The sequence below is a fragment of the Micromonospora sp. NPDC050686 genome (assembly GCF_040654475.1).
Lineage (GTDB): Bacteria > Actinomycetota > Actinomycetes > Mycobacteriales > Micromonosporaceae > Micromonospora.
Genome location: NZ_JBFAID010000029.1, coordinates 43685 through 68678 on the forward strand (window position 1 = coordinate 43685; position 24994 = coordinate 68678).

General features: G+C 72.9%; 20 protein-coding genes and 3 pseudogenes. 15 read left to right on the top strand and 8 right to left on the bottom strand.

Annotated features, from left to right (window positions below):
• The first annotated feature begins 31 nt into the window (after positions 1–31).
• Both AB0H57_RS19285 and AB0H57_RS19290 read left to right on the top strand, forming a co-directional pair.
• Positions 32–946: an ABC transporter ATP-binding protein gene (locus AB0H57_RS19285; RefSeq protein ID WP_357508217.1), complete on the top strand. Its 915-nt coding sequence runs from the start codon at positions 32–34 to the stop codon at positions 944–946.
• Positions 946–2604: an ABC transporter permease gene (locus tag AB0H57_RS19290; RefSeq protein WP_357508219.1), complete on the top strand. Its 1659-nt coding sequence runs from the start codon at positions 946–948 to the stop codon at positions 2602–2604. The genes AB0H57_RS19285 and AB0H57_RS19290 overlap by 1 nt, the downstream gene beginning before the upstream one ends.
• A gap of 84 nt (positions 2605–2688) precedes the next feature.
• On the opposite strand, the gene AB0H57_RS19295 is transcribed toward AB0H57_RS19290, so the two are convergent.
• The gene (locus AB0H57_RS19295; protein WP_357508221.1) at positions 2689–3084 is read right to left on the bottom strand and encodes a hypothetical protein; all 396 of its coding nucleotides are present in this window, start codon (positions 3082–3084) and stop codon (positions 2689–2691) included.
• A gap of 680 nt (positions 3085–3764) precedes the next feature.
• On the opposite strand from AB0H57_RS19295, the gene AB0H57_RS19300 reads away from it, so the two are divergent.
• The 4 genes from AB0H57_RS19300 (at position 3765) to AB0H57_RS19315 (ending at position 6910) form a co-directional block, all read left to right on the top strand.
• Positions 3765–4847 (top strand): lytic polysaccharide monooxygenase, encoded by a 1083-nt coding sequence (locus AB0H57_RS19300; RefSeq protein WP_357508223.1) that lies wholly within the window; start codon positions 3765–3767, stop codon positions 4845–4847.
• 211 nt (positions 4848–5058) lie between these two features.
• Positions 5059–5886, top strand: coding sequence for an SAM-dependent methyltransferase (locus AB0H57_RS19305; protein ID WP_357508226.1), 828 nt, complete (start codon positions 5059–5061; stop codon positions 5884–5886).
• Between the two features lie 33 nt (positions 5887–5919).
• Complete coding sequence (locus tag AB0H57_RS19310) at positions 5920–6156, top strand: hypothetical protein (RefSeq protein WP_357508228.1); 237 nt, start codon at positions 5920–5922, stop codon at positions 6154–6156.
• A 175-nt stretch (positions 6157–6331) separates the two neighbouring features.
• On the top strand, positions 6332–6910 hold the full coding sequence (locus tag AB0H57_RS19315) for a dihydrofolate reductase family protein (protein WP_357508230.1): 579 nt from the start codon (positions 6332–6334) through the stop codon (positions 6908–6910).
• Here AB0H57_RS19315 and AB0H57_RS19320 read toward each other — a convergent pair.
• Positions 6892–7602 (bottom strand): helix-turn-helix domain-containing protein, encoded by a 711-nt coding sequence (locus tag AB0H57_RS19320; RefSeq protein WP_357508232.1) that lies wholly within the window; start codon positions 7600–7602, stop codon positions 6892–6894. The genes AB0H57_RS19315 and AB0H57_RS19320 overlap by 19 nt on opposite strands.
• A 116-nt stretch (positions 7603–7718) precedes the next feature.
• On the opposite strand from AB0H57_RS19320, the gene AB0H57_RS19325 reads away from it, so the two are divergent.
• The 3 genes from AB0H57_RS19325 (at position 7719) to AB0H57_RS19335 (ending at position 11383) form a co-directional block, all read left to right on the top strand.
• Positions 7719–8147 (top strand): Fur family transcriptional regulator, encoded by a 429-nt coding sequence (locus AB0H57_RS19325; protein ID WP_357508234.1) that lies wholly within the window; start codon positions 7719–7721, stop codon positions 8145–8147.
• 23 nt (positions 8148–8170) lie between these two features.
• Positions 8171–10447 (top strand): catalase/peroxidase HPI, encoded by a 2277-nt coding sequence (katG, locus tag AB0H57_RS19330; RefSeq protein WP_357508236.1) that lies wholly within the window; start codon positions 8171–8173, stop codon positions 10445–10447.
• A 105-nt stretch (positions 10448–10552) separates the two neighbouring features.
• Complete coding sequence (locus tag AB0H57_RS19335) at positions 10553–11383, top strand: PIG-L family deacetylase (protein ID WP_357508238.1); 831 nt, start codon at positions 10553–10555, stop codon at positions 11381–11383.
• Positions 11384–11437: 54 nt separating this feature from the next.
• Here the strand turns inward: AB0H57_RS19335 and AB0H57_RS19340 are convergent.
• The 3 genes and pseudogenes from AB0H57_RS19340 to AB0H57_RS19350 form a co-directional block, all read right to left on the bottom strand.
• Positions 11438–12128, bottom strand: a pseudogene (locus AB0H57_RS19340) (cellulose binding domain-containing protein); the annotation flags it as partial.
• Between the two features lie 36 nt (positions 12129–12164).
• On the bottom strand, positions 12165–13172 hold the full coding sequence (locus AB0H57_RS19345) for a transposase (RefSeq protein WP_357508240.1): 1008 nt from the start codon (positions 13170–13172) through the stop codon (positions 12165–12167).
• A 160-nt stretch (positions 13173–13332) separates the two neighbouring features.
• Positions 13333–13440 (bottom strand): annotated as a pseudogene (locus AB0H57_RS19350) (helix-turn-helix domain-containing protein); the annotation flags it as partial.
• Here AB0H57_RS19350 and AB0H57_RS19355 point away from each other — a divergent pair.
• Positions 13439–13609, top strand: a complete 171-nt coding sequence (locus tag AB0H57_RS19355; RefSeq protein ID WP_357508242.1) for a type II toxin-antitoxin system prevent-host-death family antitoxin — start codon at positions 13439–13441, stop codon at positions 13607–13609. The pseudogene AB0H57_RS19350 and the gene AB0H57_RS19355 sit on opposite strands and share 2 nt — an antisense overlap.
• 87 nt (positions 13610–13696) lie before the next feature.
• Here the strand turns inward: AB0H57_RS19355 and AB0H57_RS19360 are convergent.
• A pseudogene (locus tag AB0H57_RS19360) lies at positions 13697–14095 on the bottom strand (PHB depolymerase family esterase); the annotation flags it as partial.
• A 273-nt stretch (positions 14096–14368) separates the two neighbouring features.
• On the opposite strand from AB0H57_RS19360, the gene AB0H57_RS19365 reads away from it, so the two are divergent.
• The 3 genes from AB0H57_RS19365 to AB0H57_RS19375 all read left to right on the top strand — a co-directional run bounded on the left by AB0H57_RS19365 (position 14369) and on the right by AB0H57_RS19375 (position 16620).
• Positions 14369–15361, top strand: a complete 993-nt coding sequence (locus AB0H57_RS19365; RefSeq protein ID WP_357508244.1) for a PaaX family transcriptional regulator C-terminal domain-containing protein — start codon at positions 14369–14371, stop codon at positions 15359–15361.
• Between the two features lie 142 nt (positions 15362–15503).
• On the top strand, positions 15504–16118 hold the full coding sequence (locus tag AB0H57_RS19370) for a dihydrofolate reductase family protein (protein ID WP_357508246.1): 615 nt from the start codon (positions 15504–15506) through the stop codon (positions 16116–16118).
• Between the two features lie 118 nt (positions 16119–16236).
• Positions 16237–16620: a DoxX family protein gene (locus tag AB0H57_RS19375; protein ID WP_357508248.1), complete on the top strand. Its 384-nt coding sequence runs from the start codon at positions 16237–16239 to the stop codon at positions 16618–16620.
• Between the two features lie 64 nt (positions 16621–16684).
• Here AB0H57_RS19375 and AB0H57_RS19380 read toward each other — a convergent pair whose 3' ends face one another.
• Together AB0H57_RS19380 and AB0H57_RS19385 are read right to left on the bottom strand one after the other, a co-directional pair.
• A complete protein-coding gene (locus tag AB0H57_RS19380) occupies positions 16685–16984 on the bottom strand; it encodes an STAS domain-containing protein (RefSeq protein ID WP_357508250.1) in 300 nt (99 codons plus the stop codon).
• Complete coding sequence (locus tag AB0H57_RS19385; RefSeq protein ID WP_357508252.1) at positions 16981–21135, bottom strand: SpoIIE family protein phosphatase; 4155 nt, start codon at positions 21133–21135, stop codon at positions 16981–16983. Before AB0H57_RS19385 ends, AB0H57_RS19380 begins: the two co-directional genes overlap by 4 nt.
• Positions 21136–21505: 370 nt before the next feature.
• Here AB0H57_RS19385 and AB0H57_RS19390 point away from each other — a divergent pair, with 370 nt between their 5' ends.
• Entirely contained in the window at positions 21506–23149 is a 1644-nt protein-coding gene (locus tag AB0H57_RS19390; protein ID WP_357508272.1) for an ABC transporter ATP-binding protein, read from the top strand.
• Complete coding sequence (locus AB0H57_RS19395) at positions 23146–24909, top strand: ABC transporter ATP-binding protein (RefSeq protein ID WP_357508254.1); 1764 nt, start codon at positions 23146–23148, stop codon at positions 24907–24909. Before AB0H57_RS19390 ends, AB0H57_RS19395 begins: the two co-directional genes overlap by 4 nt.
• Positions 24910–24994: the final 85 nt, after the last annotated feature.

Here is a 24994-nt window from a genome sequence, read left to right on the forward strand (position 1 = left end):
GCTGGGCTTTCCTCGAACGAGGTCTACGACGATGACTGCTGCCATCGACATCCAACACGTCGACAAATCCTTCGGCCGGGTACGAGCGCTGGACGGGCTGGACCTGCGGGTCGACACCGGCACCGTGCACGGCTTCCTCGGCCCCAACGGTGCCGGCAAGTCCACCACCGTCCGGATCCTGCTCGGGTTGCTGCGTGCCGACGCCGGCCAGGTTCGGCTGCTCGGCGGTGACCCGTGGGCGGACGCGGTCACCCTGCACCGCCGGCTCGCCTACGTGCCCGGCGATGTGGAGCTGTGGCCCAACCTGACCGGCGGCGAGGCGATCGACCTGTTCGCCCGGCTGCGCGGCGGCACCGACCCGGTCCGCCGGGACGACCTGTGCCAACGCTTCGACCTCGACCCGAGCAAGAAGGGCCGTACCTACTCCAAGGGCAACCGGCAGAAGGTGGCCCTGATCGCGGCGCTGGCCAGCGACGTCGAGCTGCTCCTGCTCGACGAGCCGACCGCCGGACTGGACCCGCTGATGGAGGCGGTGTTCCAGGAGTGCATCCGCGAGGCCAAGGACGCCGGCCGCACCGTGCTGCTGTCCAGCCACATCCTCGCCCAGGTCGAGGTGCTCGCCGACCAGATCTCGATCATCCGCCAGGGCAGGATCGTCGAGACCGGCTCGCTGGCCGACCTGCGGCACCTGACCCGGACCTCGGTGGATGCGATCACCGACCGCCCGGCCGACGCCCTCGCGGGCCTGCCCGGCGTGCACGGCCTGCACACCGGGGACGGCCACGTCCGCTTCGAGGTCGACGGCGACCACCTCGCCACCGTGGTACGCCAACTCGGCGACCTCGGCGTGCAGGGTCTGACCGTCCGGCCGCCGACCCTGGAGCAGTTGTTGCTGCGTCATTACGGCAACCAGCGGACGCACGACGCCCCGGCGGAGGTGGCGTGATGAGCGCGACGACGATCAGCCGCCCGAAGCCCGCCCTCGCCGACCGGGGAATGGCCGTCACCGGGACCGGCACCCTGCTGCGGTTCATGCTGCGCCGCGACCGGATTCGCTTTCCCGCGTGGACGCTGGGCCTGACGCTGCTGATGACGTACTTCGCCAGCGCGTTGGACGCCATCGTGCAGAGCCCGGAGGATCTGCGAGGGCTGACCGCGTTCTCCGGCAGCCCGGCCGGAGCGCTGTTCGGCGGACCGGGCTTCGGCTTCGACGACCTGACCCTCGAGCGTTTCCTCGCCGGCCAGTACGGCCTCTACGTGGCGATCGGCGCCGGCCTGATGGGCCTGCTCACCGTGGTGCGGCACACCCGTGTCGAGGAGCGGTCCGGCCGAGCCGAGCTGATCCGGGCCAGTGTGGTCGGCCGGCACGCCCAGCTCACCGCCGCCTTGACGCTCACCGCGGTGATGGCGGTGCTGGTCGCGGTCCTGATCGGCGCGATGATGGCCAGCCGGGGCTTCGGCGTGCGGGGTTCCCTGCTCTTCGGCGTCTCCGTGGCCGCGGTGGCATTGGCCTTCGCGGGCATCGCCGCGGTCACCGTTCAACTGTCGGAGTATCCACGGGCCGCCTCCGGGACGGCCGGAGCCGCCCTCGGAGCGGCCTTCGTGCTGCGCGGCCTGGGGGACATGGCTGCGGTGCAGGGCAGTGGCCCGTCCTGGCTGTCCTGGCTGTCCCCGATCGGCTGGTCCCAGCAGACCGCGCCGTACGTCCACAACCGCTGGTGGCCGCTGGCGATCTCGCTGGGGTTCGCGGTGGCGGCCAGCGCGGCCGGCTACACCCTGTCGATCCGCCGGGACTTCGGCGCCGGTCTGGTGCCGCCCCGCCCGGGCCCGCCCCGGGCCGCCGCCTGGCTGGCCAGCCCCCTCGCACTGGCGTTCCGGCTGCACCGGGCCAGCCTGATCGGCTGGAGCGCGGCGCTGCTGGTCGCCGGCCTCGCCTACGGCTCGTTCACCCAGCCGCTGCTCGACGGCTTCGCCGACGCACCCGAGGACCTGCTCGCCGTCATGGGCGGCTCGGCGAATCTGCTCGCCGGCTACCTCGGCACCATGGGGCTGACCATGGCCCTCGCCGTCGGGGTCTACGCGGTGCTCGCCGTGCAGGCGCTGCGCAGCGAGGAGACCGAGGGCCGCGTGGAGCCGGTCCTCGCCACGGCGGTGAGCCGCCGGGCGTGGCTCGGCAGCCACGTCGCCGTGGCGGCCCTGGGCGTGCCGTGGCTGCTGCTGACCGCCGGCCTCGGCATGGGCGTCGGGGCGGCGGCGAGTACGGGCGACGCGGGGCTGATCGGCCAACTGCTGCTCGGCCACCTCGCCCACACCCCGGCGGTCTGGCTCGTCCTCGCCGCCGCGGCGCTGTTCTACGCCGTCGCACCGAGGGCGCTGCCGGTGATCTGGGTGGTCCCCGGCTACGGGCTGATCGCCGGCTACTTCGCTCCGATCCTGGAGATCCCCGACGCCGCGTTGCGCCTCTCACCGTTCGAGCACATCGGCGCGTACCCGCTGGAGGACATCAACGCCGTCGCGGTCGTGGTGCTGACGCTGCTCGCGGCGCTGCTGGTCCAGGTCGCCGCGACGGCGTTCCGCCGACGCGACCTCGCCGGCGGCGCCTGAGCCTCCCGCAGCCGCCGAGGTGCCGATGCGACACCAGCACCTCGGCGGCCCACGGGTCGCGTCTCCGTGCCTTGTGCTCCCGCGTCACGGGTACGACCACGCCACCGGTCGCCGGCCCCGTGTCGACACGAACTGGTACGACATCACGCCGAACGCCGGGTCCCGCTGCAGCCGGCGGAACCCGTCCAGCTGCCCCGGCGACAGGCCCGCGTCGAGCAGTTGCGGTTCCAGCCGGCGGGAGTTCGTCTCGTACAGCGACGCCCCGGGGGAGCCACCGGGCCAGCTCTGCGAGTGGGTGATCGTGGCCACCTCGGCCAGCCCGGCGCCGACCATCTCGCCGTGCACGTCCTGCGCCCAGGCCAGGTCCGCGCCACCCCAACCGAATTCGACAAGTCTCTCGCGCGACCGGCGCCATCCCGACCGGCCCCAGCGGAACCGGCCGTCGGTGACCGGAATGGGAACGCCATGCCGCGCGCGCAAACCGGTGCCTCCGGAGCGGAGCTTTCCGACCCGGGCAGTGGCGGCCGGCGAACCGCGTGTGACCGTTTCCGATCAGGCTGCGGTCGAGGTCGCCGCGTCGGGTCTCCGGCAGCCGTGCGCGGCCACGGCCCAGGGCTTCAGTCATGGGCCTACGTATTGGCGGCCCGTCGTCGCCGTTTGAGTCGCCGTACCCATCCGGGTCTGAGCCCGGACACCGCGCGTGGTCCGTGACCGGAAGGGCCCGTCACGTCCGGCGCCGCTGCCCGGTCCTGGCTGACGTCGCCCGGCGTCGGCCGGCCCGCACGCGACGGAGGACGACCATGATCGGCTTGAGAAACCGTCCACCCTGCTGGTGATCCGGAAGTGCGGGAACTGATCTTCGGACTGGCGCACGCCGGGACCGGGCCTCCGTCTCGGCGGCCGGTCACGGGCCGCGGCTCCGCCGGTCGGCGGCCCGGCACGTCGCGCGGTTGGTCGACGCCGGCACCGTCCGATGGTTCGGCCATATCGACGCATCCCGATCAATCGAGTACGATCGCGGCTGGGAGCCGTCAGGTCGTCGCGGGCAGCACAGCAGTGCCACCCGCCATTTTCCATCCGAAACCGATCGGCGTGGGCTCCTCGACGGGTTGGGCATCCCGGCGAGCGAAACCGGCGTCGGCGGACCAGCTGGAGCATTTATGACACTCTCACGAACAGTACGCCGTCTAGGGCTCGGCGCGGTCACCGTGCTCGTCGCCGCGCTCACGATGGTCGTCGTCAACCAGGCCGGCCCGGCCTCGGCGCACGGATCCGTGACCAACCCGCCGTCGCGCAACTACGGCTGCTGGGAACGTTGGGGCTCGGACCACCTCAACCCCGCCATGGCCCAGAGCGATCCGATGTGCTGGCAGGCCTGGCAGGCCAACCCGAACACCATGTGGAACTGGAACGGCCTGTTCCGCGAGGGCGTCGGTGGCAACCACCAGGCAGCCACCCCGGACGGACAGCTGTGCAGCGGCGGTCGTACCCAGGGCGGCCTGTACGGCTCGCTGGACGCGGTCGGTGCGTGGACCGCGAAGCCGATGCCGAACAACTTCAAGCTGACGCTGACCGACGGGGCCAAGCACGGCGCCGACTATCTGCTGATCTACATCACCAAGCAGGGCTTCGATCCGGCCACCCAACCGCTCACCTGGAACAGCCTGGAACTGGTGCTGCGCACCGGCAGCTACCCGACGACCGGGCTGTACGAGGCCCAGGTCAACGCGGGCAACCGCACCGGGCGGCACGTCGTCTACACGATCTGGCAGGCGTCCCACCTCGACCAGTCGTACTACCTGTGCAGCGACGTTATCTTCGGTGGTGGCAGCACCCCGCCGCCCACCACTCCGCCGCCCACGACTCCGCCGCCGACCACTCCGCCGCCGACCACTCCGCCCCCCACGACTGCACCGCCGACCACCCCGCCGCCGGCCGGCAACGGGGCCTGCACCGCCACCTACCGCAAGACCAACGAGTGGTCCGGTGGCTTCGGCGCCGAGGTCACCGTGCGGGCCGGTAACGCCGCCATCTCCGGTTGGACGGTGAACTGGACCTGGCCCAACGGCCAGAGCATCACCAGTTCCTGGAACGCGTCGATAACCTCGAGTGGATCGTCGGTGACCGCCTCGAACGTCAGCTACAACGGCGCCCTGAGCGCCAACGCCAGCACCAGCTTCGGCTTCAACGGCGCCTGGAGCGGCACCAACTCCACACCCACCCTCACCTGCGCGGCCCGGTAACCGCACCGCCGACGGGGGCGGCAACAGCCGCCCCCGTCGGTTGTCGCCGCCGTCGCGTCGGCGGATCGGCGTACCGGTCGGCAACTGCCGTGGTCACCGAGGCCGGCTGGGAGCGGTGCCAACGGAGCGGCGGAGATGGATACACTGCCCGCACCGCCGGAACCGTCCGCAGGTTCCGACGGGCGCCGACCGACCTGAATGGAGACGCCCTGTGACCCGTGACAAGGCGGCACCGCCCGGCATCGACCCCAGCGTCCCCAGCGTCGCCCGGGTGTACGACTACTTTCTGGGCGGCAAGGACAACTTCGAGATCGACCGCAAGGTCGCCGAGCACGCCTTGCGGATCACACCGGACGGGCCGGCAGCAGGCCAGGCGAACCGGGCCTTCCTGCGTCGGGTGATCCGGTTCCTCGTCACCGAGGCAGGCATCGACCAGTTCCTCGACATCGGGTCGGGGCTGCCCACCCAGGGCAACGTGCACGAGGTCGCCACCGAGCACAACCCGAAGGCCCGGGTGGTGTATGTGGACAACGACCCGATCGTCCTGGCGCATGGGCGGGCCCTGCTCGCCACGGACGGCATCGCGACGGTGATCCAGGCGGACATCCGGTCACCACAGGAGATTCTGAACCACCCGGACGTACGCCGGTTCCTCGACTTCGACCGGCCGGTCGGGTTGCTGCTCTTCGCGATCCTGCACCACGTCGGTGACGACGAGGACCCGCGAGCGGTGGCCGCATCCTTGATCGACGCCCTGCCGTCCGGCAGCTACGTGGCGATCTCCCACTTCCGGGACCCGGGTGCGCGGGACCCGGATGGTTCCCGGAAGGCACGCGAGGTCGAGCGGATCTTCAACGAGTCGCTCGGCACCGGCCGCTGGCGCACCGACGAGGAGATCCTCGCCTTTGTTGACGGCCTGACGCCGGTGGAGCCCGGGCTGGTGCCTCTGGCCGAGTGGCGCCCGGAGCCGGGCACGGCCGCTCCGGAGCAGACCGACACCTACCACACCTTCGTCGGGGTCGTCGCCCGCAAACCGTGAACTCCGGGCGCCACCCCGGCGACGGAATGCGGCATGTCGTCTACCCCAGCTGGCAGTGGATCGGGCGGGGGCAGGCCGACCGGCCGCCTCGCCCGTACGTGGCGGTGCGGCGCGCGCGTCCACGAGGACGGCCGCGTCGTCGTCGCCACGGGCGAGGGCCGTGGGGCCAGCGTCGACCACGGGCCGTTCCGCTTCGCCTTCAACGACCTGTTCACCTTCCGCGCCGGACGCATCGCCCGCGTCGACTCCTACGTGGTTCCCCTGCCCTGAGGGGGACGGCGAGACGAAGGGCCGCCGTCGTTTCCGTACAAGACGGCGGGGCCGGGCGATCCCTAGCATCGGCATCGGCCCGGACACCGCCACGGGTGGGCCTCGTGGCGTGCCGGCCGGCTTGTCGATCAACCTCGGCGAACCCTGTCGCCTGGCATGGAGGAGAACAACAGATATGCGTGATCTGGTCTACACCGGGTTCATGTCGCTCGACGGCGTGGTGGACTCGCCGGGCGGTGGGCCGGGCGAGGAGCATCGCAGCGGCGGCTGGGTGGTCAAGGACGTCGAGTTCCTGCCCGAGGCCTTCGCGCTCAAGGGGGAGGAGCTCGCGGAGACCACGGCGCTGATGTTCGGCCGCCGCAGCTACGAGGCGTTCGCCCCGATCTGGCGCGACTCGGCGGACCACGCCGACTACAAGGAACTGCCCAAGTACGTGGTCTCGCGCACCCTGCCCGAGGACGCCCTGGTCGACGGATGGGGGCCGACGAGGATCCTGCGCTCGATCGACGACGTCGTCGCGCTCCGCAAGAGCGCGGGTGGGGCGATCTTCATTCACGGCAGCGCGGAGCTCGCCCGCCGGCTGGCCGACGCCGGCCTGATCAGCCGGTACCACCTGCTCGTCTTCCCCGTCCTGCTCGGCGCGGGCAAGGGCCTGTTCAGCGACGCGGACAAGGACAAGCAGATGCTGAGCCTGCGGGAGTCCGCGGCCTACCCGAACGGCATCGTCAAGCTGATCTACGACGTGGTCGGCTGACCCAGGTCCAGGCCGAGCGCACCGCCGTCGCCCGCGCGCAGTTGCCCCGCCGTACGTCCGACATACCGCTGCAGCGCGCGGGCCAGGTGCGGTTCGTCGAAGTACCCCAGCCGGGCGACGACGTCGGCGACCGGGACCCCGGCGGCCAGCAGCGCCGACGCGCCGCGGGCGCGTTCGATCTGCCGTACCGCGCCCTGGGTCAGGCCGGTCGCCGCGCGGAACCGGCGTTCGAGGGTACGCGTCGATACCGCGGGCCGGTGGCCCCGGCGGAGCTCGGCGACCAGCGGGTCACGGACCACCGCGCCGGCCCGGACGAGCCGGTCGACCAGGGCCTCGACGTCGTCGGCGCCGGGCGTCTCCCAGCGGTCCCCGCCCAGCCCGAAGGTCCGGCGCGTGACGTCGGGGAGTTCGGTGCCGGCGTCGACCAGGTGCGGCGTGGGAACGGCCCGCGGCGACGTGCCCACCACGAACTCGATGCCGACGAAGGTCGCGCCCTCCGGCACCGGTGCCGTGCGGGTCCTGGTCTCCGGGCCGGAGACCGCCGCGTACGCCCGGCCCTCGCGCCACCAGAACACCAGGCCCCAGCATGCCGTCGCGACGGAGGTCATCTCCGCGACCCGGTCGCTGGTGCAGGTCCACACCCTGTCGACCCAGGCGGAGTCGGACGGGCGGGTCGCGAAGCATAGTCCCACGCCAGGAGGATACGGCGGCATCCGGTGTGCGGTCGCGCCGGTGCGACGAGGGTCCGGACCCGCCGAGATCCGCCGAAAACTTGATCGATTCCAAAAGAGTGGGCTATGTTCGTGGCATGACGTCCGGCTTCGAGACCCAGCTCCGGGCGGTCTCGTTGCGCGTGACCCGGCCCCGGTTGGCGGTGCTCGCCGCGCTGCGCGACCACCCGCACGCCGACACCGACGCGGTGATCGCCCTGGTACGGGCGAATCATCCCACGGTATCCCACCAGGCGGTGTACGACGTGCTGCGCGCGCTCACCGACGCCGGGCTGGTGCGGCGCATCCAGCCCGCCCGGGCCACCGCGCGGTACGAGCTGCGGGTGGGCGACAACCACCACCACGTCGTGTGCCGCCGCTGCGGCGCGATCGCCGACGTCGACTGCGCCGTCGGCCATGCACCCTGTCTCACCGCCTCCGACGACCACGGCTTCGTGGTCGACGAGGCGGAGGTCGTCTACTGGGGCACCTGCCCCGACTGCGCGACCGCCCGCACGTCCCAGTGATCCGCCAGCTCGGAAGGAAACACATGAGCGACACCCAGGACAACGCCCCGTCCAGTGCGCAGGGCGTGGACCAGAAGGCGGCGGCCGGCTGCCCGGTCGCGCACGACTCGGTGACCGCGCACGGCAGCGAGAGCGAGAACCCGGCGATCGACTCGCCGACCCCGAAGACCGGCGGCCGGCCGCGCACCAACCGGGACTGGTGGCCCAACCAGCTGGACCTCTCGGTGCTGCACGCCCAGTCGCCCAAGGGCAACCCCCTGGGGCCGGACTTCAGCTACGCCAAGGAGTTCGCCAAGCTCGACGTCGAGGCCCTCAAGCGGGACATCACCGGCGCCCTCACCACCTCGCAGGACTGGTGGCCGGCCGACTTCGGCCACTACGGCGGCCTGATGATCCGGATGAGCTGGCACGCCGCGGGCACCTACCGCATCGAGGACGGCCGCGGTGGCGCCGGCGACGGCGGCCAGCGCTTCGCCCCGCTGAACAGCTGGCCGGACAACGCCAACCTGGACAAGGCCCGCCGGCTGCTCTGGCCGGTCAAGCAGAAGTACGGCCAGCAGATCTCCTGGGCCGACCTGCTGGTGCTCGCCGGCAACGTCGCCCTGGAGTCGATGGGCTTCAAGACCTTCGGCTTCGGCTTCGGCCGGGAGGACGTCTGGGAGCCCGAGGAGATCTTCTGGGGCCCGGAGGACGCCTGGCTCGGCGACGAGCGCTACGCCTCCGAAAAGGAGATGACGGCCGGCGTCGGCGCGACCGAGATGGGACTCATCTACGTCAACCCGGAGGGTCCCCGCGGCAACGCCGACCCGGCCGCGGCGGCGAACTTCATCCGCGAGACCTTCCGCCGGATGGCGATGAACGACGAGGAGACCGTCGCCCTCATCGCCGGTGGCCACACCTTCGGCAAGACCCACGGCGCCGGCGTGGCCGACGACCACGTCGGCCCGGAGCCGGAGGGCGCCCCGCTGGAGGCGCAGGGCCTGGGCTGGCTGAGCACCCACGGCAGCGGCAAGGGCGGCGACACGATCACCAGCGGCCTCGAGGTGACCTGGACCGACCGGCCGACGCAGTGGAGCAACCGCTTCTTCGAGATCCTCTTCGGCTACGAGTGGGAGCTCACCACCAGCCCCGGCGGCGCCAAGCAGTGGGTCGCCAAGGACGCCGAGGCGATCATTCCGGACGCCCACGACCCGGCCAAGAAGCACAAGCCGACGATGCTCACCACCGACCTGTCGCTGCGGGTCGACCCGGCGTACGAGAAGATCTCCCGCCGCTTCCTGGAGCACCCGGACGAGTTCGCGCTGGCGTTCGCCAAGGCCTGGTACAAGCTGCTGCACCGCGACATGGGCCCGGTCAGCCGTTTCCTCGGGCCGTGGGTCCCGGAGCCCCAGCTCTGGCAGGACCCGGTGCCGGTCGTCGACCACGCGCTGGTCAGTGACGCCGACGTCGCCGCGCTCAAGGCGAAGGTCCTCGACTCCGGCCTCAGCACCGCCCAGCTGGTCTCCACCGCCTGGGCCTCGGCCGCGAGCTTCCGCTCCACCGACAAGCGCGGCGGCGCCAACGGCGCCCGGATCCGACTCGAGCCGCAGCGTAACTGGGAGGTCAACCAGCCCGAGCAGCTCGCCACGGTCCTGGCCACTCTGGAGGGCATCCAGCGGGAGTTCAACGCCGCCGGCGGCGCCCAGATCTCGCTCGCGGACCTGATCGTGCTGGTCGGCTCGGCCGCTGTGGAGAAGGCGGCCGGGGACGCCGGCGTCGAGGTGACCGTGCCGTTCCACCCCGGCCGCACCGACGCCACCCAGGAGCAGACCGACGTCGAGTCGTTCCGGGTCATGGAGCCGCGCGCCGACGGCTTCCGCAACTACCTGCGGCCGGGTGAGAAGACCCAGCCGGAGGTGCTGCTCGTCGACCGGGCCTACATGCTCGACCTGACCGCGCCCGAGATGACCGTCCTCATCGGCGGCCTGCGTGCCCTCGGCAACAACGTCGGCGGCACGTCGCACGGCGTGCTCACCGACCGGCCCGGCGTGCTCACCAACGACTTCTTCGCCAACCTGCTCTCCCCGGGCACCCGGTGGAGGGCGTCGGAGTCCGAGGAGCACGTGTACGAGATCCGGGACGTGGCCACCGACGAGGTGAAGTGGACCGCCACCGCGGTCGACCTCATCTTCGGCTCCAACTCCCAGTTGCGGGCCCTCGCGGAGGTCTACGCCAGCCAGGACGCGCGCGACAAGTTCGTCCGCGACTTCGTCGCCGCCTGGACCAAGGTGATGGAGCTCGACCGGTTCGACCTGGCCTGATCCGGCCGAACCGACGAGCCCCGGTCGATCGCTGATCGACCGGGGCTCGTTCGTGTGCGATCGAGGCAACGCCGGCGTGTCGGACCTTCGTCGTAGGGTGGGGACGTGGCTGAGCGAGGTCTGACGTTGATGGCGGTGCACGCCCACCCCGACGACGAGGCGACGAGCACGGGCGGTGTGCTGGCCCGATATGCGGCGGAGGGGGTCACGACGGTGCTCGTGACCTGCACCGACGGGCGGTGCGGCGACGGGCCCGGTGGGCTGAAGCCGGGCGATCCCGGCCACGACCCGCAGGCCGTGGTGGCGTTACGCCAGGCCGAGTTGACGGCCAGTTGCGCGGCGTTGAAGGTCACCCACCTGGAGACGCTCGACTACGCCGACTCCGGCATGATGGGCTGGGCGACCAACGACGCGCCGGGCGCGTTCTGGAACACCCCGGTGGGGGAGGCGGCCGACCGGCTGGCCGAGCTGATCCGGCGCTACCGCCCGGACGTCGTCGTCACCTACGACGAGAACGGCTTCTACGGCCACCCGGATCACATCCAGGCGCACCGGGTCACCATGGCCGCCGTCGAGCGCACGGGCATCCCCGCGAAGGTCTACTGGACCACCGTGCCGCGCAGCGCGTTTGAGGAGTTCGGCCGGGTGATGAAGGAGATCGGCGTCGAGTTCCCGGAGCCCGACGGGCCGTCGGACGAGATGCCGGAGCTCGGCCTGCCCGACGACGAGATCACCACCTGGGTGGACACCAGCGCCTACGGCGGGCAGAAGTTCGAGTCGCTGGCCGCACACGCCAGCCAGGCCGAGAACATTTTCTTCCTGCAGCTCGGCCGGGAGCGGTTCACCGACCTGATGGGGATGGAGACGTTCGTCCGGGTCCGGGACAGCACCGGTGCGCCGACGCCCGAGGACGATCTGTTCGCCGGGCTGCGCTGACCGGCGCGGCACTCCGGGGATCGCGGGTGTGCCGGCCCCCGGAGCCCGCTGTCGTCAGGCGATCGTGCAGGACGCGCCATTGAGGGTGAACGCGCTCGGTCGGGCGGTGTTACCGGTGTGGGTGGCCTGGAAGCCGATGGAGACCGACCCGTTGGCGGGGATCGTCGCGTTGTAGCCGACGTTCCTGGCCGTCACCTGCCCGGAGGTTGGGGGGTAGGTGGCGTTCCACCCCGAGGTGATCGTCTGCCCGGCGGGCAGGGTGAAGACCAGGGACCACCCGTTGATGGCGGCGCCGGTGTTGGTGACGGTGATGTCCTCGGTCAACCCGGTGTTCCAGGCGTTGACGGTGACGGTCACCGGGCAGCCGCCGGAGCCGGGCGGCGTGCTCGTGCTGGGCGAGATGGTCCGGCTGGGCGAGGTGCTCGGCGGGCTGGTCAGGCCGAAGAACTGCACGGCGGCTGCGGCCATGCCTCCAGCGGGCAGGCTGTGTCCGGCGCCCTGGATGCTGTACGCCTCCACCTGGACGGTGCCGCCGGAGTCGGCGTACCGGCGGCGGTTCCAGTTGGCCTGCGGCGTGTCGCTGTAGGTCGGGGTCTGGCTGAGCCCGAACACGTTGGTCCACTGCTCGATCGTCTCCTGCAGCAGCGAGTACGGCACGAGCGTGTCGTTGGTGCCGTGCCACAACTGCACCCGCGGCCGGGGACCGGCGTAGCCCGGGGTACGCCTGGCGGACCGCGTCGCCCCACGCCGTACTGCTGCTGGGCTTGACGATCTCTCCGCCCTAGAGGACGGAGGTTCCCTCCGCGCTGCGCGCGGGACAGCGCACAACGCCTGGGCGGATTCCTGCTTCACGGCGCGGTGCCGGCACGAGTGCCGGTCTTACCTGCGCTCCACAGGCGTTTAGGCTCTCGGCGCGTCCCGCCGCGCGCACGTTGATGGCCGCGTTGACGTCCCGGTCGTGGACGGCCCCGCACGGGCAGGTCCACGACCGGACGGAAAGCGGCTTCGGTCCGTCGATCCGGCCGCACACCGAGCACGTCTGGGACGTGGGCGCGAACCGGTCGATCTTTGCGAAGGTTCGCCCGTGCCGGGCGGCCTTGTATTTCAGCATGGCGGTGAAACTGGCCCACCCGGCGTCGTGGACGCTCTTGGCGAGCCGGGTCCGGCTGAGACCGGTCACGCACAGGTCCTCGACGTACACCGCTTGGTTGTCGCGGATGATCCGTGTGGAGAGCTTGTGCTGCCAGTCCCGTCGGGTGTCGGCCACCCGGGCGTGCGCCCTGGCGACCTTCACGACGGCCTTCTTCCGGTTGTTGCTGCCCCGCTGCTTGCGGGACAGGTCTTGCTGCAACCGCTTGAGCTTGCGCGCGGCCCGGCGCAGGAACTTCGGCGCGGCCAGCTTCGTGCCGTCCGACAGCACCGCGAAGTGCGTCAGGCCCAGGTCGATGCCCACCTCCCGCTCGACCGGCGGCAGCGTCTCGTCCTGGCTGGTCTGCACGACGAACGAGGCGAAGTACCGGCCCGCCGCATCCTTGATGATCGTCACGCTTGACGGGGCTGAGGGCAGGTCGCGGGACCAGCGCACGTCCAGGTCGCCGATCTTCGGCAACCTGAGCCGGCCGTTGTCGAGCACCTTGAACCGGACGTTGGCGGTGAACCGGATCGCCTGCCGGTTGTCCTTGCGGGACCGGAACCGGGGCGAGGCCACCTTGCGGCCTTTGCGCTTGCCCGAGATCGAGGCGAAGTAGTTGCGGTACGCGGTGTTCAGGTCCGCGAGGGCCTGCTGCAACGGCCACCGCCGACACCTCGCCCAGCCAGGCGCGGGCCTCGGTCTTCTTCGCCTCCGTGATGACCTGTTTGGACAGGTCGCCGTCCGGCACGTACGGCAGACCGCTCTCCCGCGCCGTCTGGCGCACGCGCAGCCCATCGTTGAACACCACCCGCGCGCACCCGAACGCCCGCGCCAGCGCTTCCTGCTGGCCAGGCGCCGGGTAGACGCGGAAGTTGTATCGGAGCTGCACGTACACCAGCGTACAGCAATGTACGATCTCCGTCATGACCGACACGCACGAGATCCGCGTCGCTGACCTGCGTAAGAACCTGGCCGAGATCCTGAACGACACCGCCGTCCACGCACGGACCTATTACGTGACCCGTAACGGCCGCCGGGTCGCCGCCATCGTGCCGGTTCCCGTGGCCGAGCAAAGAGAGAATGCACCGGATTAAGGCACTGCTCGGGCCTTGGCGGCCCTCCCAGCGCGGGCCTTCACCCCCGCCCTCAAGCTCAAGGGCGGAGCACTGGCCCGCATTCCGGTAGCGGACCATGGAGATGATGGACACCGGGTCGCTGCCGCCGCCGCGGCGCTTGGCGGCGTCGGACCAGACGTCGAAGCAGTTGCCGAAGCCGGCCTGCTGGGTCGCGGTCGGGTAGATCACGATGAACCCGTACCGGTCGGCCAGGCTGGCGAACTCGCTACCGGAATAGAAGCCGGGGCCCGACCCGCCGCAGCCGTGCATGGCGACCACGGTGGCCGGCCGGGCCGGGCGGGAGTCCGGCACTTAGATGTGCGTGCGCATCCGGCCCGGGTTGTCGCCGAAGCTGGTCACCTCGGTCAGCGACGCCGCGTACGCGGGGCGGAACGTGGGGAGCACCAGGCCGAGCGCCGCCAGCGACGCGGCCAGGCCGAGCAGCAGTTTCCTTCTGATTGTCACGGGGGGTCGACTCCTTCGATCACGGAGGCTGGATCGGGCCCGCGCGTCGGGTCGCGGGGGAGTGCCGGGCCCCCGGGGTGATCGCGCATCGCCCGCTGCGGTGGCTCGCCCTGCCCGGCTCCGTACGGCGTCGCTTAGCAGATTGTGTTCCCCTCGACCCGAGAAGTGTCAATCGACATTCCTCGATCAAGATCCGGCCGGTCGCGGCGATCCGGCCCGCCGGCGTTGCGTCTACAGTCGAGGCACCGTCCCTGAGTCGAGCCCGGAGCGCCTGTGGCAAGCGCGTACGACATCGAGGAGATGTATCCCGACGACCGCCCGCTCCGGCTGCCCCGCCGACAGGCCGGCAACTCGCCCCAGGGGGTGGCGGTGACCCTGCTGGCGGACTACACCCTGCGGACCCGGGCCGCGCTGCCGTCCGCCGCCATCGTCGCGCTGCTCGCCGAGGCCGGGGTCACCACGGCCGGCGCCCGCACCGCGATCAGCCGGCTGGCCCGCCGGGGCGTCCTCGACGGCAGCCGGCAGGGACGACGCAGCTTCTACCGGCTCAGCCGCGCCGCCGCCGCCGACCTCTCCACCGGAGGCCGCTGGATCCTCGCCTCGACCACCTCGGTGGGGCAGTGGGACGGGTGCTGGACGGTCGTCGCCTTCTCGCTGCCGCAGGACCGCAGCGCGCAGCGCCGGGCCTTGCGCGGCCAGCTCCGCTGGCTCGGCTACGCGCCGCTGTACGACGGCCTGTGGATCTCGCCGTACGAGATGACCCCGCCGGCCCGGACGCGGCTCGCCGAACTCACCCGCGGCGCCGTCACGGTCTTCCGGGGGCGGCAGTTGCCGCTGGACGCCACCAGCCGCCGTGCGCCCATCGACGCCTGGGACATCGACGCGATCAGCCGGTACTACCAGGAATTCCTCCGGCGCTGGACACCGCTGTTGCCGCGGGTGGCCGCCGGCCAACTCGACGGCGCGGCGGCGGTGCGGGCGCGGGCGCAGGTCATGGACACCTTCCGGCGCTTCCCCAACCTCGACCCGCAGCTGCCGGTGGAACTGCTCCCGGCGGGATGGCTCCGGCAGCCGGCCCGGGAGCTGTTCGCGGCGGTCTACGACGGCCTCGCCGAACCCGCCGAGCGGCACGTCCGGGCGGTCGTCGCGCGGTTCACCGACGGCCCCCAGCCCGACATCGGGGCGCACACCACCGCCGACCTCCTCGCCGGGGTACGCGACGACGCGTGCCGCGCGGAGCCCGCCCAGGATGGTCCGGCCCGCTGACTCCGGCTGCCGGCGTCGGCGAGACGTCATCGCAGCAGATTCCGCGACTCGCCGCGATTACGGGTCGGCGACTGTCGGACGGGTCTGGGATGCTGCGGCAGTCACCTTCTCGACAACCACCTGACCGGAAGGGCTCATCGCGATGGCGAAGGTCGTCTCCACCCTGTTCATCTCGGCCGACGGTGTGGCCGAGATCGACCCCGACTGGCACTTCCCGTACTTCGACGAGAACATGGGCCGTGCCGTCACCGAGGACTACGACACCTCGGACGTGCTGCTCATCGGCCGCGTGACCTACGACAGCTTCGCCGGCGCCTGGCCGGACCGGGAGGCCGCGGGCGGGGAGGACGCACCGTTCGCCAAGGAGCTCGGCGATGTGCGCAAGGTGGTCGTGTCCCGCAAGCCGTTGCAGTCCACCTGGCGCAACTCCGAGCTGATCGACGGTGACCTGCTGGAGGCCGTCGCCGCGCTCAAGGCCGACGCCGGGGTGCGCGGCATCCTCATCCCCGGGTCGATCTCCGTGGTGCAGCAACTGCTCGCCGCCGGGCTGGTCGACGAGCTGCGGTTGCTGGTGCACCCGGTGGCGGCGCGCAAGGGCCGCCGGCTGTTCGACGACGGCGACACCCCGTACCACCTGCGGCTGACCGCGACGGAGGCGTACCCGACCGGGGTGATCCGGGTGTTCTACGCGCCGACCACGGCACCGGCCGCGGCCGGCTACGACGACGTCAAGGATCAGGTGCCCGCCGGGGAGTAGCCCCCTCGCGGGCGCGGAGTCCCCCCGGCCGAGCCGGGGCGGACTCCGTTCCTGTCACACGGCCCGCCCGCCCGGTGTCTGAATGGTCGCCACGCCACGTCGACCGAAGGAGCCCCGGGTGAACCTCACGCTGTGGATCGTCACCGGCCTGCTGGCCGCTGTCCTGCTGGTCAGCACCGTCAAGATGGTCCTACCCAGGGAGAAGATGGCGGCCGTGGGTCCCGCCGCGGAATGGGTCCTCGACTTCAGTCCCGGCGCCCTGCGGGCCATCGGAGCCCTCGAACTGCTCGCCGCGGCCGGTCTGATCCTGCCCGCCGTGCTCGACATCGCGCCGGTCCTGGTGCCGGTGACCGCCACCTGTGTGGCGCTGCTGTTCGTCGGCGCGGCGACCGTGCGGCTGCGGCGCGGGGAGCGGATGACCATCCTGCCCGACCTGGTCTACCTCGCCATGGCCGCCTTCGTGGCCTGGGGGCGCTTCGGCCCGGAGCCGTTCACCGGCTGACCGGCCGGGGTTCGGCCATCGGCACCGCGACCGGTCCTGCGGCTGGGCCGGCCGTCCGCCGTCCCTACTGGCTCTCGACCGTGGTGAGGTCGGCCAGGCCGGAGATGGTGAGCAGCGGCTCCAGCAGCGGGCCGGCGACGAGGGCGATGCGGTCGGCGTGCGGGAACAGGACGGACAGGCCCGCGCTGTCGAGATATTCCACCGCGGTCAGGTCCACGACCAGCGGCGCGCCGTCGGCCGCCACGGCGTCGCCCAGCGCGGCGGCGAACGAGGCCGCGTTGCTCATGTCGATCTCACCGACCGCGGTCAGCACGCGGACGCCGTCGGGACGGCTGCTGGTGGTGAGGGTGAGGGCCGTACTCATCGGGCGATCCTTGCCTGCATGTCCACGGTGGTGCCCGTGGCGCCGGGGATGACGGTGATGCTGTCCATGAGGGCGCGCATGAGGACGAGCCCTCGGCCGCGGTCGGAACTGGCCGGCCGGTCCGGGGCCCGCCAGTGCCCGCTGTCGGTGACGCTCAGGCGCAGCGCGTCGGCGGTGGCGGCGGCTCGGAGCCGGATCAGCCCGCCGGGGCTGTCCCGATGGCCGTGCTCGATCGCGTTGGCGCACGCCTCACCGGCGGCCACCAGCACGTTGTAGGCGTTGGCCGGCTCCAGCCCGCAACGGTCGAGCCAGCCGCGCAGGGCGTTGCGGACGGTGGCCAGGTGCGTGGACTCGGCCGGGAAGTCCAGTTCCAGCGGCCCCGGGTGGCGGTAGAGGAGCAGGGCCACGTCGTCGTCGTATCCGCCCTCGGGGGCGAGCCGCTCCATCACCTGCGTGGCGAGGGTCTCGACGGGGGCGTCCCGGCCCTGCTGGATGGCCGCGGTGGCGGAGGCGATGCCGGTGGTCAGCGGTTGGCGGCGGCGTTCGACGAGTCCGTCGGTGTACAGCATGAGCGTCGCCCGGGCCGGCACGGCGGCCGCCGCCTCCGGCCGGTGCAGGCCGGGGCGCACGGCGAGCGGCCGGGAGCGACCCGCCTCGAGCAACTCGGTGGTGCTGTCGGGATCAACGACGATGGCCGGCGGGTGCCCGGCGCTGGCGTAGCGCAACTCTCCGGTGGCCGGGTCGAGGACGCCGCAGAAGACCGTGGCGCAGGCCGCTCCGGGCAGCAGGGCGGCGAACCGGTCCAGGGCCATCAGCGTTCCGGCGGGGCTGGGGTCCTGGAGCAGCAGGGCCCGGCAGGCGCTGCGCAGCTGCCCCATCACCGTGGCGGCCTGCAGGCCGTGGCCGACGCAGTCGCCGACGACGATGCCGATGCGCCCGTCGGGCAGTTCCACGGTGTCGTACCAGTCGCCGCCGACCTTGAGCGGGCGGGCGGCGGGGGAGTAGCGCACCGCGAAGCCGGCGGGCAGCTGCGCCGGGCCGAGGATCGCCCGTTGCAGAGCCAGTGCGGTCTCGCGCTGCTGGTCGATCTGGTGCACCCGGTGCAGGCCCTGGCCGAGCTGACCGGCGAGCAGGGCCAGCAGCGTCCGGTCCTGCTCCGTGAACGGCCGCTTCTCACCCAGGTCGATCCAGATCGCCATCGTGCCGTGCGGGTGGTCCACCGCGATGCCGGCGCCGTCGGTCCGCCCGGCCACCGGGGTCAGCAGCGGCGTGTCCCGCACCTCCAGCAGCGTCCGGCGGCGTTCGTCCGGCAACGACTCCCAGTGCGGCCCGGGGCCCGTCGTGGTGACCGTGGGGACCGGGGAGTCGTCGAAGACGGCGGCGAGCACGCTGCTGGCCCGCCACAGCCGGCGCAGCTCGGCCAGGGCGCCACGCAGGGCGTCGTCGAGATCCTCCGCCCGGGACAGCCGTACGTTGATCGCGGCCAGCGCGCTCTCGCGCTGCACGGCGTAGTGCTCCGCGGTGACGTCCCGGAAGGTGCCGACGATCACTTGCCGCCCGGTGTCCGGGTCGTCCACCTGGCTGAAGGCTGCGGCCACCCACAGCCGGTGGCCGTCGCGGTGCGTCACCGGCACGGTGTAGCTGCCCTGGGTCTGGCCGAGCAGCACGGAGAACCCCTCGGCCGCCTGCCGGTGCGCCTCCGGCTCGGCCTCCGGATCCGGCCACCACGGCGGACGCTGCGCGTAGGGGAGATCCTCCGGACCGTAGCCCAGGATGTCGGTGAACGCGGTGTTGATCTCGATGACCGAGCCGTCCTCGTCGCAGACGAAGAAGGCCTCCTGCAACGAGTCGATCAGCGCCGTACGCCAGCGCGCGTGGTGGTTGCGCAGCCGCGCCAACTCCACGTTCGCCCGTACGCGCGCCAGCAGCTCGGCCGCCGCGAACGGCTTCACCAGGTAGTCGTCGGCGCCCGCCTCCAACCCTTCGATGGACGCCTCCTGCCCGGCGCGGGCCGACAGCAGCAGCACCGGGGTGCCCGCGGTCCGGGGGTCGGTGCGCAGGGCGGCCACCAGTTGCAGGCCGTCCAGCCCGGGCATCATCACGTCGCTGATCACCAGGTCGGGTGTCTCCACCCGGGCGGCGTCCAGCGCCGTCTGCCCGTTGGCGACCGCCGCCACCCGGTGTCCGGCGGAGCGCAGCAGGCGGGTCAGGTACTCCCGCATGTCGGCGTTGTCGTCGGCGACCAGGACGCGGGCCGCGGGGCCACCCACGAGGGGCCCGACCAGCGCCTGCACCGGCGGCGCCTCCTCCTGGGCGGCTCCGGCCGCCGGATCGGTGGGCAGCCAGCGCAGCGCCTCCTGCACGAACGGCTCCGCCGCGACGGATACCCGGCCCGGGCCGGCGGGAGTCAGCGCGTCGGCCGGCAGGTGGGCGGTGCCGAACGGCAGGCGGATCGTGAAGGCCGTGCCCTCGCCCGCCACGCTGGTCGCGGTGATGGTGCCGTTGTGCAGCCCGACCAGCTCCTTGACCAGGGCCAGGCCGATCCCGCTGCCCTCGCCCGACCGGGAGCGGGCGTTCTCGATGCGGTGAAACCGCTCGAACAGTCGCGGCATCTCGTCGGAGGGCACGCCGATGCCGGTGTCCTCGACCCGCAGCACGGCCTGCCCGCCCGCGGCGCGCAGCAGCACCCGGACGGCGCCGTGGAAGGTGAACTTCAGCGCGTTGCTGAGCAGGTTGAGCACCACCTTCTCCCACATGCCCCGGTCGATGTGCACCGGTTCCGGCAGGGGCGGGCAGTCCACCTCGAAGGTCAGGCCGGCGCGTTCGATCGCCGAGCGGAAGACGCTGGCCAGGTCGACGGTCACGGCGGCCAGGTCCACCGGCTCGTAGCGCGCCTGCATGCGCCCGGCCTCGATCCGGGAGAAGTCCAGCAGGCTGTTGACCAGCTTGCCCAACCGCAGCCCGTTGCGGTGGATGACGTCCAGTTCCTCGCGCACCTGCTCGTCGGCGTCCGCCAGCCGGCCGCGCAGTTCCTCCACCGGCCCGGTGATCAGCGTCAGCGGGGTACGGAACTCGTGGCTGATGTTGGAGAAGAACGCGGTCTTGGCCCGGTCCAGCTCCGCCAACTCCTCCGCCCGTCGCTGCTGGGCCTGGTAGCTGCGGGCGCTGCCGATGCCGGTCGCCACGTGCCCGGCGGCCAGCTCCACGAACCCCCGGTAGCCGTCGTCCAGCGCCCGGTAGCGGTTCAACCCGGCGACCAGGAACCCGTACGGCGCGCCGCCCTGCTGCCGCAGCGGCACCAGCAGCGCCTCCGTCGGGGGATCCGGCCACTGGCCCGACGGCAGCCCGGCGAACGCCGCGCCGTCGAGCGCCACCCGCACCGACCCGCCCTCGGCCAGCGCCGCCACCGGCCAGACCGCCCCGGGGCCGGCCAGGGACAGCGTCGCCGGCGCCGCCGGGTGCCCGTCCTCGACGCCGGTCGCCTCCGCCAGCCGGGCCTCGCCCTCGGCGCCGAACAGGTAGGTCAGCGTGAACGGCAGGTCCCACCGGTTGCGGCCCAACTGCCGGCTGGCGAAGGCGAGCATCTCCTGCTCGGTGCGGACCACGCTGGGGTCCGAGCCCAGGTCCCGCAGGGTCGCCATCCGCCGCTCGCCGATGACCCGCTCGGTGTCCTCGCTGACCACGCAGAGCATCCCGACCAGCGCGCCGTCGTCGTCGCGCAGCGGGCTGTAGGAAAACGTGTGGTACGTCTCCTCCCGGTACCCGGAGCGTTCCAGGAAGAGCAGCAGCGCCTCGTCCCAGGTCGCGTTGCCGGTCGTCAGCACGGTGTCGATCCGGGGGCCGATGTCGGCCCAGATCTCCGCCCAGACCTCGTTCGCCGGCCGGCCCAACGCCCACGGGTACTTGCGGCCCAGCGTGCCCCGCCGGTATGCGGCGTTGCAGAAGAAGGTCAACCGCGGGCCCCACGCCATCCACATGGGGAACCGGGAGGACAGCAGGATGCGCACCGCCGTCCGCAGGCTCTGCGGCCAGGTCTCCGGCATGCCCAGCGGCGACGCCGACCAGTCGACCCGGGCGAGATCGGGACCGATCTCACCGTCGACGGCGAACACGTCGGCGCGGGCCCGCGGGTCGCTGTCAGCGCCGTTCATGAGCCCGAAGTCTCCCCCATCACGACAGGTCCCGCTCGGTTGGTTCGCATGGCCGCCGTAGCGCCGTAACGGGCAGAGCTGTCGCCGGTGCGGCTTCCCAGGGTAAGCCCCGCCGCAGCGATCCGCTCACCTGCGGGATCGGCGCACCCACCAGCCCTGGTCGGGTGATTGGGGCGCCGGCGCTGCTGGACGCCGTCCGGAAGCTAACCGGCCGGGTGCGCCTGACGGCTGAAACGGGTCAGCCGCCCGCCGTGGCGGTCGGTAGCCTGGGCCGGTGCCCCCGCAGCTCCCGCATCCCGAGCCCGGCGTGCCGGACACCAGGGGGCCGCTGCGGTACATCTGGTGGCTGGTCCGCTGCCAGCCGTGGCGGGTGCTGCGCGGCAGCCTGATCGGCAGCGCCTGGATGCTCGGGTTGTCGGTGCGGCCGTACCTGGTCGCCCGCGCCATCGACGACGGGCTGCGCCCCGGCGACCACCGGGCGCTGCTGTGGTGGGTGGCCGCGATCGTGGCCGCCGGGGTGGCCCTGGCGTACCTGGGCATCATGCGGCACCGCACGATGACGTTCGTCCGGGAGGACGCGTCGGCCCGCTCCGCGGCCGTCCTGCTGCGCCACCTGTCCCGGGTCGGGGCCGCGTTGCCGCGCCGGCTCGCCACCGGCGAGGTGGCCACCGTCGGCGGCGTCGACATCACCCACACCTCGGCGGTGCTGACCGTCACCGGGCCGGGCGTGGGGGCGGTCCTCGCGTACGGGTTCGTCGCCGTCGTCCTCTGGTCGGTCTCGCCGCTGCTGGCGCTGTTCGTGCTGCTCGGCGTGCCCGCCGTGGTGCTCGTCGTCGGGCCGCTGCTGCGCCGCCTGGAACGGGCCGAGTCAGTCTACCGACAGCAGCAGGGCCTGCTCACCACCCGGGCCGGCGACATCGTGGCCGGGCTGCGGGTGCTCGCCGGGGTCGGCGGGCGCGGCCTGTTCGCCGACCGGTACGCGGCCCGCTCGCGGACGCTGCTGACCGAGGGCTACCGGGTCGGCGCGGTGAACAGCTGGATCGAGGCGCTGACCATCGCCGTCCCGGGTCTCTTCCTGGCCGCCGTGGTGTGGCTGGCGGCCCGGATGGCCGCGGCCGGCGACATCACCATCGGGCAACTGGTCGCCGTCTACGGGTACGTGGCGGTCCTCGTCGTGCCGGTCTGGTTCCTGCTGGAGGGCGGCCACCAGCTGATCCGCGGCCGGGTCGCCGCCCGGCGGATCATCGGCCTGCTCGACCTGAGCCCGGACGACGCCGCGCCGGCGGGCACGGCTGCGGTGGCCCCGCCGGAGCGCCCCGCCGACCTGCACGATCCGGCCTCCGGGCTGACCGTGCCGGTGGGGCGACTGCTCGCCGTCGCCGCCGACGACCCGGCCGCGGCCGGCGCGCTGGCCGACCGCCTCGGGCGCTTCGTCGCCAGCGACGTGACCTGGGGCGGCGTACCGCTGGCCGGTGTCCCGCTCGACGAGGTGCGGTCCCGGATCCTCGTCGCCGACCACGACTCCTACCTGTTCGCCGGGACGCTGCGGGAGATGCTGTCCACCCGGGCCGGCACCGACGACGCCGAGCTCGCCGCCGCCCTGCGCACGGCCTCGGCCGAGGACGTCGTCGACGCCCTGCCCGCCGGGCTCGACACGCCGGTCGGCGCCCGCGCCCGCACCCTCTCCGGCGGGCAGCGGCAACGCGTCCGTCTCGCCCGGGCCCTGCTCGCCGAACCGGAGGTCCTGCTCCTGCTCGACCCGACCTCGGCCGTGGACGCGCACACCGAAGGGCGCATCGCGCAGCGGCTGCGGGCGGCGCGCGCCGGGCGGACCACGGTCGTGCTGACCACCTCGCCGCTGCTGCTCGGCCGGGCGGACACCGTCGCGTACCTTGCCGGCGGCCGGATCGTGGCCACCGGCACCCACGTCGAGCTGCTCGAACGGGACCGGGGGTACCGGGCGCTGGTGTCCCGGGACGACGCCCCCGCCGGCGTCGACGGGGCGCGGCGATGACCGGACTGCCCGTCGCCGACCAGCCGGCGGTCCGCCGGGCCGCGCGGGACCTGATCGCCCGGGACCGCCGCGCGGTCACCGGCATGCTGGTCCTGCACGGGGCCGCCGCGGTCGCCGGGCTCGCCGCGCCGTGGCTGCTCGGCCGGATCGTGGACGACGTCACCGCCGGCGCCGGCGCCGCCGCCGTGGACCGGCTGGCCCTCGCCATCGCCGGCTGCGTGCTGGCCCAGGGGCTGCTCGTCCGGTACGCCCGGTACGCCGGCCACCGGCTGGGCGAGCGGGCCATCGCCCGGCTGCGCGAGCGGTTCGTGTCGCGGGTGCTCGACCTGCCGGTCTCCGTCGTCGAGCGGGCCGGCACCGGCGACCTCGCCACCCGCAGCTCGGTCGACGTGACGACCGTGGGGACCACCGTCCGGGACGTGCTGCCCGTCATCGTCGTCGCCGCCACCCAACTGCTGCTGCTGTTCGGCGCGATCTTCGTGCTGCACCCGCTGCTCGGCGTGGTCGCGCTGGCCGGGCTGCCGTCGATCGTCGCGGTCGCCCGCTGGTACCTGCGCCGCGCCCGGCCGGCGTACCTCGCCGAGGGGGCGGCGACCGCCGAGCTGACCGAGGCGCTGACCACCACCGCGGAGGGCGCCCGCACCGTCGAGGCGCTGCGTCTCGGCGCCGACCGCGTCGCGTACGGCACGCGGCGCATCGGCCGGGTGTGGGAGACCCGCCGGGCCACCCTGGCACTACGGTCGGTCTTCTTCCCGGTGGTGGAGGCCAGCTACCCGCTGCCGATCGCCGCGGTGCTGCTCGCCGGTGGTTTCCTGCTGGCCGACGGCACGGTGACGCTCGGCGCGGTGGTGGCCGCCGCGCTCTACCTCCAGCAGGCGATCGAGCCGATGGACCAGCTGCTCCAGTTGGTGGAGCAGGCGCAACGCGGACTGGCCTCGTTCGCCCGGGTGGTCGGCGTGGGCCAGCCGGCGGAGGACGTCTCCGGCCCGGCCGGGCCGGGGATCCCGGAGCCGCGCACCCCGTACGGCCAGCGGCTCGTGGTGCGCGGCGCCCGGTACTCCTACGGCGACGGCCCCGACGTGCTGCACGGGATCGACCTCGAGGTACGCCCCGGTGAGCGGCTCGCCGTCGTCGGCCCCTCGGGCGCCGGGAAGTCCACCCTCGCCCGGCTGCTGGCGGGCATCGACGCGCCCCGCGAGGGCGTGGTGAGCCTCGACGGCCGCCCGATCACCGACCTCGACCCGGCGCAGCGGCGTCGCCGGATCGCGCTCGTCACCCAGGAACACCACGTCTTCATCGGCTCGCTGCGCGACAACCTCGCCTTCGCCGCGCCCGGCGCGACCGACCAGCAGATGCGCGCCGCCCTGACGGCGGTGGGCGCGGACTGGTACGAGGACCTGCCCCAGGGCCTGGACACCCGGGTCGGCGACGGCGGGCGCGACCTCGCCGCCGCCGACGCCCAGCAGCTCGCGCTCGCCCGGGTCGTGCTCGCCGACCCGCACACGCTGATCCTCGACGAGGCCACCGCCGCCCTCGATCCGACCACCGCCCGGCGTACCGAACGGTCGCTTGCCGCGGTGGTCACCGGGCGCACCGTCATCGCCATCGCGCACCGGCTCAACACCGCCCACGACGCCGACCGGGTGACGGTGCTGGAGGACGGCCGGATCACCGAGCTCGGCAGCCACGACGAGCTGGTGCGCGCCGGGGGCGCCTACGCCGCGCTGTGGCGCTCCTGGCACGGCGGTGACGGCCACTGACCGGCGCGCCCGGTCAGCGGCCCAGGGCCAGCTCCGCCACCTCGGCGGCGCACCCCCAGGACAGGGTCACCCCGGCCCGCCGTGG